At 73.8% G+C, this 12,179-nt stretch carries 9 protein-coding genes; 6 read left to right on the top strand and 3 right to left on the bottom strand.

All coding sequences use genetic code 11. From position 1 onward, the window contains the following. Positions 1-123: 123 nt before the first annotated feature. Together hemQ and hemG are read right to left on the bottom strand one after the other, a co-directional pair. Positions 124-834 (bottom strand): hydrogen peroxide-dependent heme synthase, encoded by a 711-nt coding sequence (gene hemQ, locus OUQ99_RS10210; protein ID WP_267949185.1) that lies wholly within the window; start codon positions 832-834, stop codon positions 124-126. Next, positions 831-2,477 carry a protoporphyrinogen oxidase gene (gene hemG, locus OUQ99_RS10205; protein ID WP_346660248.1) on the bottom strand — a complete coding sequence of 549 codons (1,647 nt, stop codon included), beginning with the start codon at positions 2,475-2,477 and terminating at the stop codon, positions 831-833. Before hemG ends, hemQ begins: the two co-directional genes overlap by 4 nt. Before the next feature lie 110 nt (positions 2,478-2,587). On the opposite strand from hemG, the gene OUQ99_RS10200 reads away from it, so the two are divergent. Further along, complete coding sequence (locus OUQ99_RS10200) at positions 2,588-3,694, top strand: DUF4349 domain-containing protein (RefSeq protein WP_267949183.1); 1,107 nt, start codon at positions 2,588-2,590, stop codon at positions 3,692-3,694. A 108-nt stretch (positions 3,695-3,802) separates the two neighbouring features. On the opposite strand, the gene hemE is transcribed toward OUQ99_RS10200, so the two are convergent. After that, positions 3,803-4,828, bottom strand: a complete 1,026-nt coding sequence (gene hemE / locus OUQ99_RS10195) for a uroporphyrinogen decarboxylase (RefSeq protein ID WP_267950333.1) — start codon at positions 4,826-4,828, stop codon at positions 3,803-3,805. A gap of 298 nt (positions 4,829-5,126) precedes the next feature. Here hemE and OUQ99_RS10190 point away from each other — a divergent pair, with 298 nt between their 5' ends. The 5 genes from OUQ99_RS10190 to OUQ99_RS10170 all read left to right on the top strand — a co-directional run bounded on the left by OUQ99_RS10190 (position 5,127) and on the right by OUQ99_RS10170 (position 11,986). Further along, positions 5,127-5,702 carry a DUF3000 domain-containing protein gene (locus tag OUQ99_RS10190; protein WP_267949182.1) on the top strand — a complete coding sequence of 192 codons (576 nt, stop codon included), beginning with the start codon at positions 5,127-5,129 and terminating at the stop codon, positions 5,700-5,702. A 181-nt stretch (positions 5,703-5,883) separates the two neighbouring features. After that, positions 5,884-7,134 (top strand): ribonuclease D, encoded by a 1,251-nt coding sequence (locus OUQ99_RS10185; protein ID WP_267950332.1) that lies wholly within the window; start codon positions 5,884-5,886, stop codon positions 7,132-7,134. A 202-nt stretch (positions 7,135-7,336) separates the two neighbouring features. Beyond that, entirely contained in the window at positions 7,337-8,341 is a 1,005-nt protein-coding gene (locus OUQ99_RS10180) for a tetratricopeptide repeat protein (protein ID WP_378554633.1), read from the top strand. A 355-nt stretch (positions 8,342-8,696) separates the two neighbouring features. Continuing rightward, positions 8,697-9,896, top strand: a complete 1,200-nt coding sequence (locus tag OUQ99_RS10175; RefSeq protein ID WP_267949181.1) for a thiolase family protein — start codon at positions 8,697-8,699, stop codon at positions 9,894-9,896. Further along, entirely contained in the window at positions 9,893-11,986 is a 2,094-nt protein-coding gene (locus OUQ99_RS10170) for a 3-hydroxyacyl-CoA dehydrogenase NAD-binding domain-containing protein (protein ID WP_267949180.1), read from the top strand. The genes OUQ99_RS10175 and OUQ99_RS10170 overlap by 4 nt, the downstream gene beginning before the upstream one ends. The last annotated feature ends 193 nt before the right edge of the window (positions 11,987-12,179 follow it).

Below are 12,179 nucleotides of genomic sequence, written 5' to 3'. Positions count from 1 at the left end.
CGGGCGGTGGAACAGCGGGGGCCTGCCGGCGGCCGGTGGGACGTCGCGTCCGCCCGGCCGCCGGCAGGCCACTCCGCCCGTGTCGCGCGGAGTGGGCGTCACCGGCCCCTCCGCCCGGTGGACCTAGGGCAGGGCGTCGACCAGTTCCGCGACGCCCTTGCGGCGGCCGGTGTAGAACGGCAGCTCCTCGCGGGTGTGCAGGCGCGCCTTGGCGCCGCGCAGGTGGCGCATCAGGTCCACGATGCGGTACAGCTCGTCGGCCTCGAAGGCGAGCAGCCACTCGTAGTCGTTGAGGCCGAACGAGGACACCGTGTTGGCGCGCACGTCCGGGTAGGGGGCGGCCATGCGACCGTGCTCGGCGAGCATCGCGCGGCGCTCGTCGTCCGGCAGCAGGTACCACTCGTAGGAGCGCACGAACGGGTAGACGCAGATGTTGTCGCGCGGCTCCTCCCCGGCGAGGAAGGCCGGGACGTGGCCCCGGTTGAACTCGGCCGGGCGGTGGAGGCCCATGACCGACCACACGGGGCTCGAGGCGCGGCCGACCTCCGTGCGGCGGAACGCCGTGTAGACCTCCTGGAGCTGCTCGGGGGTGTCCGCCACCCACCAGAACATGATGTCGGCGTCGGCCCGGAAGCCCTGCACGTCGTAGGCGCCCCGGGTGGTCACGCCGCTCTCGGCCGCCTTGTCCAGGAGCGTGCGCAGCTCGTCGGCGGCCGCGCCCCGGTCGACGCCGTCGAGGCGGTCGACCTTGAAGACCGACCACATGGTGTAGCGGATGAGCTTGTTGAGGTCGGTGCCGTCCTGGCCGACGGCTTCGTTCTGCTGGCCCGTCACGGGTTGACTCCTTGCTGGTTCGTTCCGGCGGCGTGTCCGCCGCCGCTGCGGCCGTGGGTCGAGAGTGCGCCGACCAGGCGTTCGGCCTGCCGGTCGGCGTCAGCGATGCAGGCGGGGATGCCGACGCCTCCGTAGACCGCGCCGCACACCCCCAGCCCCGGGACGCGGTGCACGTCGGCGCGGAGGCGCTCGACGAGGTCGGCGTGGCCGACGGAGTACTGGGGCAGCCCGCCGTTCCACCGGGTGACCCGGCTGTCCACGGGACGGCCGGCCATGCCGGTGACCCGTGCGAGGTCCGCGCGCGCCGCCGCCTCCAGTTCCCCGTCGGAGCGCTCCAGCACGGCGTCGTCGCCGAACCGGCCGATCGAGCAGCGCACGGCCACCAGGTCCTCGCCGGGGTTGGCCTCGGCCAGCGCCTCGGCGAGCCAGGGCCACTTGTTGCTGGAGAACGTGGCGGCCTTGACGGTGAGCCCCTCCCCCGCCGGGACCAGGAACCCGGTCCCGGTCAGGGGCCGCGGGAAGGCGGCGGCGGGCAGGACGAGCGTCACGAGCGCCATGCTGGCGTACCGCACCCCGCCCAGGTCGCGTGCGGCCCCGGGCGCGTGCCCGGTGAGCAGGCGGGAGGCCTCCGGGGCGGGGCACGCCAGGAGGACGGCGTCGCAGGCGACCGGCTCGCCGCCGTCCAGGTGCACCCTCCAGCCCTCGGGGAGGCGTTCGAGGGAGGCGGCGCGGGTCCCGGTCCTCAGGTCCGCGGCGTGGCGCTCGGCGAGCGCGGCGACGAGCTCCGCGACGCCTCCGCGCAGGGAGGCGAACACCGGTCCCGGCCTGGTGGGCGCGGCGCCCCGGCCCCGGAGGCTGGTGTGCACCGCCCTCATCAGGGAGCGGTCGCCGCGCGCCATCGGCGCGATCTGGGGCAGGGTCGAGTCCAGGGAGAGGAGGTCGGCGCGGCCCGCGTACACACCGCCCAGGAGGGGTTCGACGAGGCGGTCGACGACCTCGGGGCCCATGCGGGCGCCGACGTAGGCGGCGACGGACACGTCGCCGCGGACGGGCGTGCGCGGCCGGACCAGGTCGAGCCCGGCACGCACGGTGCCCGGCCACGACAGCACGCCGCTGCGGGCGAGGGCGCGCAGGTCCCCCGGCACCCCCATGAGCTGGCCCCGGGGCAGGGGGCGCACGCGGCCCCGGCTGTAGACGGCGGCGGCGCCCGGCCCGGGGTGCACGACCCGGTCCTCCAGCCCGAGCTCCGAGAACAGGTCGACGGCCTCGGGGCGGCGGGCGAGGACCGCCTCGGCGCCCGCGTCCATGGGCACCCCCGCCACCGGGGACGCGCGCAGCTTCCCCCCGGGGCGGTCGGCGGACTCGACCACCGTGACGGCGGCGCCGAGACCACGGAGGCGGTGCGCGGCGGTGAGTCCGGAGACCCCTCCGCCGACCACGACGACGTGCGGTGCTTCAGGCATGTCACCAGCTTCCCAGATGTCGCGGGTCACAGTGATCCGCCATACCTCCTGGCACCCGGTGGCCTCGGTCCCCCTCCGGCGCCGGGGAGCGGGCCACGGGGGCCGGGACGGTGCGGCGGCGGGGGCGCCCCCTTCCGGCGGCGAGGCGCGGAGCGCTCCGGCGCCCCTCCTCCCACGGATTCCGGCCGGGCCCCGCCGTACCCCCCGGTCCCGCCCGTCCCGGCGGCCCTGTTGCGGGGTCGTTACCGAAGGCCCGCAACCGGGCGCGGAGCCGGGCGCGTCGAACGTTCATGGCTACTTCAGCGGTCCCCCCGGCGCGGCGTGTCGCCGGGGCAGCGTTCTCCGTGGGCCTCGCGGCCCTGCTCCTCACGGCCTGCGGGGCCGGTGGGCTCAGCAGCTCCGGCAGCTCCGACAGCTTCGCGGGCGGGGGCTCCGAGGGGGGTCCCGCCGCGGCCGGGGAGCGCGCCGTGGGCGCCGACGACGGGGGCGGGGGCGTCGAGCAGGAGGACGCCCCCTCCTCCTCGGTCGGAGCCGACGTCGAGGTCGGCGAGCGCGACCTCGTCCACACCGCGGACCTGACCGTCCGGGTGGACGACGTGTCGGAGGCCTCCGAGCTCGCCAAGGAGCTCACGATCGGGGCGGGCGGCTACATCGCCTCGGAGAGCCTCTCCACGCCCGCCGGCGGCACCCCCGAGGGCAACCTGACCCTGCGCGTGCCCAACGACGGCTACGAGGGGGCCCTGGAGGCCCTGGGCGAGCTGGGCGACCGCTCCAACCTGGAGCGGTCCGTGGAGGACGTCACCGAGGAGGTGGCGGACGTCGAGAGCCGCATCGCGTCCTCCGAGGCCTCGCTGGAGACGCTGCGCGGCTACCTGGAGGAGGCCCGTGACGTCGACGACCTGCTGCGGGTGGAGAGCGAGATCCAGACGCGGCAGTCGGAGCTGGAGGCCTTCCAGGCGCGCCTGGAGACACTGACGAACCAGACCGCGTACTCGACGGTGCACCTGCGGCTGACCCCGCCGGAGACCTACCTGGAGGAGCCGTCGGAGGAGGGCATCGGCTTCCTCGGCGGCCTGGAGCGCGGTTGGCGCGCGCTGGTGGCCCTCGGAGGGGGCGTCGCCGTGGTCGCGGGCTGGCTGCTGCCGTTCCTGGTCGCGGCCGCGGTGCTCGGCGCCGGGCCGCTGTGGTGGTACCGCTCGCGCCGGCGCGGCGCGGCCCCCGGGCGCAAGGCCTCGGGCGGGCGCCGCGGGACCGAGGCCGCGCGGAGCGGCGCCGCCGCACCGCGCAAGCCCGGCGGCGGGAGCGCCGCGGCGGCAGCGTCCCCTGCGCCGTCCGGGACCGCCGACGGCGAGGACCCCGGGGAGGGGACCGGCGCGAAGGACGGCAGCGGCGGCTGACCGCGCGCGGCGGCGCCCGGCCCCGAGGGGCGGGCGCCGCCGATGTGTGCCGCGGTCCCCGGCTGCCGGGGGCTCCCGCCGTGTCCGGTCCGGGAGCGCACGCGTCGTCTAGACGGCGGTCTCCTCGTGCACGAACGCCGTGAGGCGCTGGAGCACGTCCGGGTCGGTGCTCGGCAGCACCCCGTGTCCCAGGTTGAAGATGTGCCCGTCCGCGGCGCGGCCGCGGGAGAGGATGTCGCGGGTCCGCTCGGCGACGACCTCCCAGGGCGCGAACAGCGTCGCGGGGTCCAGGTTGCCCTGGAGCGCGGTGCCCGGCTGGACGCGCTGGGCGGCCTTGTCCAGGGGGACCCGCCAGTCCACGCCCACGACGTCGGCCCCCGCCTCGCTGAGCAGGCCGAGGAGCTCGCCGGTGCCCACGCCGAAGTGGATGCGCGGCACCTCGTACTCGCTGAGCTGACCGAAGATCCACGACGTGTACGGGAGCACGGAGGCGCGGTAGTCCTCGGCGCTGAGCGCCCCGACCCAGGAGTCGAAGAGCTGGACCGCGCTGGCCCCCGCCTCGATCTGGGTGCGCAGGAAGCCCAGCGTGATGGTGGCCAGGCGGCGCATCAGCTCGTCCCACAGCTCGGGCTCGCCGTACATGAGCGCCTTGGTGTGCTCGTGGTTCTTGGACGGGCCGCCCTCGATGAGGTACGAGGCCAGGGTGAACGGGGCGCCCGCGAATCCGATGAGCGGCTTGTCGCCCAGCTCGTCGACCAGCAGGCCGACCGCCTCGGTCACGTAGGTCAGGTCGTCGGGCTCGATCTCGCGGAGCCGCTTGACCCCGGTCGCCTCCCGGATCGGGTCGGCGACCACGGGGCCGACCCCGGGCTTGATGTCGAGGTCGATGCCGATGGCCTTGAGCGGCACGACGATGTCGCTGAAGAAGATCGCGGCGTCGACGTCGTACCGGCGCACCGGTTGCATCGTGATCTCGGTGATCATGTCGGGGCGCGCGCACGCCTCAAGCATCGGGACGTCGGCGCGCACCCGTCGGTACTCGGGCAGGGAGCGTCCGGCCTGGCGCATGAACCACACCGGCGTGTGGGTCACGGGAAGGCGCCGGCAGGCGCGGAGGAAAGGAGATTCTTGCAGGGTCACCCCTCGATCGTGCCATGCCCTCCCCGGTACTCCCACTCGGATCGCCCGAGCGGGGTGGCGGCGGCGGGGCCCCGGGACGGCCGAAGGTCCCGAACCGGCGCGGTAGAAGGCGACCCGGTCCCAAGATCATCACAAAACACCGACACGCCGCTCCAACTCCGACCCGCGACCGGTGACTCGTGCCACGGTCGGGTGCGTGCCCCTCCCCCCGCCCGCGGCGGGACGGCGGAGCACGTTCAGACGACACCCGCCGGTGCGTGATCACCAGAGAACGAAGGCTGACGTTTCCACCATGCCCGATGTCGGTAGCGCCGAGGACGCGCATGAGACGTTCCGGCGAGCGGTCGAGGCCCTGCACTCACCCCTCCACCGCCCCGAGATCACCGTCCGGGAGATACCCGCCCCCCAGCGGTTGGCCCCCCACTCCGCCGCCGTGTCCGCCGAGGTGACGGTGGACGGCGAGGAGGTCGCCTGGGGCCGTCTCATCGTGCTGTACGACCCCGAGAACACCCGCGACTGGCCCGGCCCCTTCCGAGTGGTCTGCCAGGTCAACTCCGAACTGGAGTCGGACATCGCGACCGATCCGCTGCTCGGACCGGTCGCGTGGAGCTGGCTCACCGACGCCCTGGAGGCGAGTGCGGCCACGCACCACACCCTGAGCGGCACCGTCACCCGCGCGACCACCGAGGGTTTCGGCACGAAGTCGGACCAGGGCTCCACCACCGAGGTCGAGATGCGCGCCTCGTGGACCCCGGAGTCCGACGACCTGTCCGTGCACGCCGACGCGTGGGCGGCGCTGCTCGCCTCCGCGGCGGGGCTGCCCCCGCTGGACGTCGCCGACATACGCCGCCAGCGTTCGCGACCCTGACCCGGGGCGGTCGGGCCGCCGGGGCGGCGGTGCGCGCCCGGCGGCCCGTTCCCGTGCCCGCGGGGCCCCGGCTCCCGGGTGGCGGGGGCCGGGCGCGCGGAGGGGTGCGCGGCTGCGCGGAAGCCACCCGATTTCCACGTCCGGTGGCGACAGCGCATACCGTAGTGGTGTGGCGAACGCGTTGAACTCCAAGACAGACCCCCGCGAACCAGGCGACGACGACGCTGAGAGGGCGCCCCTGCTGCGGGAACCCCGTGAGGGCCTGCCCGAGGTCACCGCCGACGCCGAGACCCTGGCCGGTGTCATCGCGGCGCTCTCCGCCGGCACGGGCCCCGTGGCGGTGGACGCCGAGCGCGCCTCCGGCTACCGGTACGGACAGCGGGCCTACCTCGTCCAGCTGCGCCGCAACGGCGCGGGGTCGGCGCTGATCGACCCCATCGCGTGCCCGGACCTGAGCGGACTCGACGCGGCGGTGGGCGAGGCCGAGGTGGTGCTGCACGCCGCCCACCAGGACCTGCCGTGCCTGTCCGAGGTCAACCTCCGCCCGAAGCGGCTGTTCGACACCGAACTGGCCGGGCGGCTCCTGGGCCATCCCAGGGTGGGCCTGGGCTTCATGGTGGAGCGGATGCTCGACATCCGGCTCGCCAAGGAGCACTCCGCGGTGGACTGGTCGCAGCGCCCCCTCCCCGAGGACTGGCTGCGGTACGCGGCCCTGGACGTGGAGATCCTCATCGAGCTCCGCGACTCCCTGGAGGCCGAGCTGGAGGAGACCGGCAAGCTCGGCTGGGCCCGCGAGGAGTTCGCCGCGGTCCTGGCGGCTCCGCCCAAGGAGCCGCGGACCGACCCCTGGCGCCGCACCTCGGGCATCCACCGGGTGCGCAACCAGCGCGCCCTGGCCGCCGTGCGCGAGCTCTGGTACGAACGCGACCGCATCGCCCAGGAGCGGGACATCTCGCCCGGGCGGGTGCTCCCGGACGCGGCGATCGTGGAGGCGGCGACGACGATGCCCCGCTCCACGACCGACCTGGCCAAGATCCGGCAGTTCGGGATCAAGCTCGCCCGCCGCTACCTGACGACGTGGATCAAGGCGGTCAACCGCGCGCGCGACATGGCGCAGGCCGACCTGCCCCGACCCAACGCGCCGGGCGACGGCCCGCCGCCGGTGAACCGCTGGGCGGACCGGGCCCCCGAGGCCGCGCGGAGGCTGGAGGCCGCGCGGACCACGGTCACGGGCATCGCCGAGGAGATCGTGATGCCGACGGAGAACCTCCTGCTGCCGGACACGGTCCGCCGGCTCGCCTGGGCGCCCCCGGAGACCGTGGACCCCGACGCCGTGGGGGTTTTCCTGCGCGAGCGCGGGGCACGTGAGTGGCAGGTGGGCCTGACCGCGGAACCCCTGGCCACGGCCTTGCGGGACGCGGAGAAAAGCTAGCGTTTACCCGCTTCTCACCCAATCAATCCAAACGTGACGGAAGTCACCGACCCATAAGGGTGTTTGACGCCTGTTCCGTAGCCCCGTGTCCGATTAAGTTATAGAAACGTGCCTTGGAATATCAGGGCTTCTTGACCTCTTACGGGTGTGACGGCCGTCGGCTGCGAGGCCGCGGTTGCGCGATCAGGGAAATGTGGTGAGTCTGCTGTCGTTCTGGCGTGCGTTGCTGCGCGAGACCGGGTTGACGGGTGCGACCAGGACACGGTCCGCCGATTCCGCCAGCGCCGTACCCGCTCGCGAGGAACGGTCCGTGACCCGTCCGGCCGAGACCCCTGTGCCGAGTCCGGCCCCCGTCGGCGGCGGGGGGTTCGAGACGCTCTCCCTGGCAGAGGAGCGCTCCGAGAGCACCCCGGACGGCGCCCCCGCGCCCACGTCGGGCATGCGGGCCGCCTCCCTGGAGCGCGCCCTGCGCTCCCTCGTGGAGCGGCTGGGCACCGAGCACCCCGACACCATCACCGCCCGCAACAACCTGGCGACCAAGTACGCGCAGATGGGGCGCCGCCAGGCGGCGGTGCAGCAGTTCGAGCTGGCGCTGTCCGAGGCGGTCGCGGTCTTCGGCGACGAGCACCCGCGCACCGAGATCATCCGGGAGAACCTGGCCTGGGCCTACGAGGACGCCGGGCGCCCGGCGGACGCCTCCGGGCAGTGGGAGCTGCTGCTGCGCGAGCGCGAGCGCCAGTTCGGCGCCTCCGACGAGGACACCGTGGAGGCGCGCATGCGCCTGGCCGTCTGCTACCGGCGCAGCGGCCGCCTGGACGCGGCGGTCGCGCACTACCAGCAGGCGATCGAGGACGTGGCCTCGACCGAGCGGCGCGAGGAGCTGCGGCTGGGGCTGAGCGCGGCGCACAACATGTCCGGGCGCTACGACGAGGCGATCAACCAGCTCCGCATGGTCCTGGCCGCGCGGCGCCGCCGCCTGGGCAAGGGCCACCTGGACACCCTGGCGGTGCACCACCGGCTGGGCCGCGCCTACACGCAGGCGGGCCGCACCGACGAGGCGGTGGAGAGCCTGCGCGAGGCCTACCGGGTGGCGCTGAACTCCTCCGGCGACCCGGAGGTGCGGCGCCTGACCCTGCGGCTGCGCCGCGACCTGGCCGGCGCCTACAACGCGGCCGGGCGCCACCGCGAGGCCAACGCGCTGCTCTGACGGCGCAGGCGGGGCGGAAGGCGAAGGGGTCCGATCGGGGCCGGGGTGGACCACCCCGGCCCCGACGCGTGTGCGCGCCGGGTCCCGGCCGCGGTCCCCGCAAGGCCTCGGGTCGGTGCGGAGCGGCGGCGCGCACCCCGCGGCCCCTCTGCCCGAGCCCGCAGCGGTCCGCCCCGGGGCGCCGGCGCGTGCCGGGGCCGCACCGCGCCGGGTCGGAGACCGCCGCCGGCGGCCATGGGCCGGACCCGTTCCCAGGATGTCGCGAAGACGTCGGCCCCGCCGCTCGCACAATTTGTTACTGACGAGTAGCATGGGCGCAACAAGTCCACTCACCCTTGGAGAAGGAGGGCCCATCGTGCCGCGAACTGCCCGCGATGTCGTGTTTGTCGACGGGGTGCGCACCCCGTTCGGCAAGTCAGGCAAGGGCCTCTACGCCGAGACGCGCGCCGACGACATGGTCGTCCGCGTCATCCGCGAACTGATGCGCCGCAACCCCGGCCTGCCGCCGGAGCGCGTCGACGAGGTCGCCATCGCCGCCACCACCCAGATCGGCGACCAGGGCCTCACGATCGGGCGCACCGCCGCGATCCTCGCCGGGCTGCCGCGCAGCGTCCCCGGCTACTCCGTCGACCGCATGTGCGCGGGAGCGCTCACCGCCGTCACCACCTCGGGCGCGGGCATCGCCTTCGGCGCCTACGACGTGGTGATCGCGGGCGGCGTGGAGCACATGGGCCGCCACCCCATGGGTGAGGGGGTCGACCCCAACCCGCGGATCGTCTCCGAGAAGCTGGTCGACCCGTCCGCACTGGTCATGGGCAACACCGCCGAGAACCTGCACGACCGGTTCCCGGGCATCACCAAGGAGCGCGCCGACGCCTACGCGGTGCGCAGCCAGGAGAAGGTCGCCAAGGCCTACGCCGACGGCAAGATCCAGCCCGACCTGGTCGAGATGCTGGTCCGCTCCCTGGAGAAGGGCTACGGCCTGGCCACCCGGGACGAGCCCCCGCGTCCCGGCACGACCATGGAGTCGCTCGCCGGCCTCAAGACCCCGTTCCGCTCGCACGGCAACGTGACCCCCGGCAACGCCGCGGGCCTCAACGACGGCGCCACCGGCGCCCTGCTGGCCGCGGAGGACGTCGCCGAGGAGCTCGGTCTCGACGCCCGCATGCGCCTGGTCGACTTCTCCTTCGCCGGTGTCGAGCCCGAGGTCATGGGCGTGGGCCCCGTCCCCGCGACCGAGAAGCTGTTCGCCCGCCAGGGCATCTCGATCGACGACGTCGGCCTCATCGAGATCAACGAGGCCTTCGCCGTCCAGGTGCTGGCCTTCCTGGAGCACTTCGGCCTCGCCGACGACGACGCCCGCGTCAACCCGTGGGGCGGCGCCATCGCCATCGGGCACCCGCTCGCCTCGTCCGGCGTGCGCCTGATGATGCAGCTCGCGCGCCAGTTCGCCGAGCGCCCCGACGTCCGGTACGGCCTCACCACCATGTGCGTCGGCCTCGGCATGGGCGGGACCGTCCTGTGGGAGAACACCAACTACGAGGGGGGCAAGTGAGCAACGCGATCGAGCAGGCGCGGGAACTGTTCAAGGACGAGGTCGTCACCAACGCGATCTCCCGCGACGTCGAGCTTCCCCACGGCGCGGGCACGGCGGTCCTGATCACCCTGGACAACGGGCACGACCACACCAAGCCCAACACCTTCGGCCCCGGCGGGCTCCTCAGCCTGGACGCCGCGATCGAGGCCGCCCGTGCGCGCACCGACATCGCGGCCGTGGCCGTCACGGGCAAGCCGTTCATCTTCGCCGTCGGCGCGGACCTGACCGGCGTCCCGGCGATCCGGACCCGCGAGCAGGCCCTGGCCATCGGCAAGCTGGGGCACGACGTGTTCCGCAAGCTCGGCGAGCTGCACGTGCCCACCTTCGCCCTGGTCAACGGCGCGGCCATGGGCGGCGGCGTCGAGGTGGCGCTGCACTGCACCTACCGCACCATCTCCTCGGGCGTGCCGGCGCTCTCGCTGCCCGAGACCTTCCTCGGCCTGGTGCCCGGCTGGGGCGGCACGTACCTGCTGCCCCGCCTGATCGGCGCCGAGAAGGCCCTCAAGGTCGTCATCGACAACCCGCTGGCCCAGAACAAGATGCTCAAGGGCCCGCAGGCCTTCGAGATGGGCATCGCCGACGCGATGTTCGACCCCGCCGACTTCGTCGAGGAGTCCCTGCGCTGGGCCGCGAAGGTCCTCAAGGGCGACGTCGTCGTCGAGCGCCCCGAGGTCGACGAGGGCGAGGCCTGGGACAACGCGGTCAACATGGCCCGCTTCACCGTCGAGGGCAAGCTGCACGGCGCCGCCCCGGCCCCGGCCCGCGCCGTCGAGCTCGTCGCCGAGGCCAGGAACCGCACGCGCGACGAGGGCTTCGCCGCCGAGGACGAGGCGCTCGCCGACCTCATCATGAGCGACGAGCTCAAGGCCGGCCTGTACGCGTTCGACCTGGTGCAGAAGCGCGCCAAGCGCCCCGCCGGCGCCCCGGACAAGTCGCTCGCCCGCAAGGTCACCAAGGTCGGCGTCGTCGGCGCCGGGCTGATGGCCGGACAGCTGGCGCTGCTGTTCGCCCGCCGCCTCGACGTCCCCGTCGTCATGACCGACCTGGACCAGGCGCGCCTGGACAAGGGCGTCGCCTACGTCCACGGCGAGATCGACAAGCTCCTGAAGAAGGGCCGGATCGGCAACGACAAGGCCAACCACCTCAAGGCCCTGGTCAGCGGCTCTCTGACCAAGGACGCGTTCGCGGACGCCGACTTCGTCATCGAGGCCGTGTTCGAGAACATGGAGGTCAAGCAGCAGGTGTTCGCCGAGGTGGAGGCGGTGGTCTCCCCCGAGGCGATCCTCGCGACCAACACCTCCTCGCTGTCGATCACCGAGATGGCCTCCGGCCTCCGCCACCCCGAGCGGGTCGTGGGCTTCCACTTCTTCAACCCGGTCGCCGTCCTGCCGCTGCTGGAGATCGTCCGCGGCGAGAAGACCGACGACGCCTCCCTGGCCACGGCGTTCGCCACGGCCCGGAAGCTGAAGAAGACCGCCGTCCTGTGCAAGGACGCCCCGGCGTTCGTGGTCAACCGCCTGCTCACCCTGTTCATGGGCGAGGTCCTGGGCGCCGTGGGCGAGGGCACCGAGCCCGAGGTCGCCGACCGCGCGGTCGCGCCCCTGGGGCTGCCGATGTCGCCGCTCCTGCTGCTCCAGCTGGTCGGCCCCGCGGTCGCCCTGCACGTGTCCGAGACCCTGCACGAGGCGTTCCCCGAGCGCTTCGCGGTCTCCGCCGAGCTGGCCGAGATCGTCAAGGCGGGCAAGACGGCGATCTTCGCACCGGACTTCACCATCGACCCCGAGGTGAGGGAGCTGTTCACCGGAGGCGACAAGCCGTCCGAGGAGAGCGAGATCCTGGACCGGGCGCTGCGCGCGATGGCCAGGGAGGTCCGGCTGATGCTGGACGAGGGTGTCGTGGCCGAGGCCGCCGACATCGACCTGTGCCTGATCACCGGCGCGGGCTGGCCGTTCCACACCGGCGGCATCACGCCGTACCTGGACAAGGTCGGCGTGTCCGAGGCCGTGAACGGCAAGCGGTTCCACGAGGGCGCCCCGAAGGCGTTCTGACCGAGGAGCGCCGCCGGACGCGGACGGGCCCGGCCACCCCTGTCGGAACAGCGGGGGCGGCCGGGCCCGTTCCCGTTCCCCGGGAACGCAAAAGCGCACTTCACAGACATTTCGACTACTCGAACATACCATCCAGTAACTCTGTGCAATGACTGCCTCGTGGCAATCTCCCCTGAGCACCAGATATATGCCG

The organism is Streptomonospora nanhaiensis, assembly GCF_026642255.1.
GTDB classification, from domain to species: domain Bacteria; phylum Actinomycetota; class Actinomycetes; order Streptosporangiales; family Streptosporangiaceae; genus Nocardiopsis; species Nocardiopsis tropica.
This window is presented reverse-complemented; position numbering and strand designations above follow the sequence as displayed.

Bases quoted from the DNA above. Each gene is read 5' to 3' on its own strand.
- OUQ99_RS10200 (WP_267949183.1), top strand. From the start codon at position 2,588: ATGGCTACTTCAGCGGTCCCCCCGGCGCGGCGTGTCGCCGGGGCAGCG.
- OUQ99_RS10190 (WP_267949182.1), top strand. From the start codon at position 5,127: ATGCCCGATGTCGGTAGCGCCGAGGACGCGCATGAGACGTTCCGGCGA.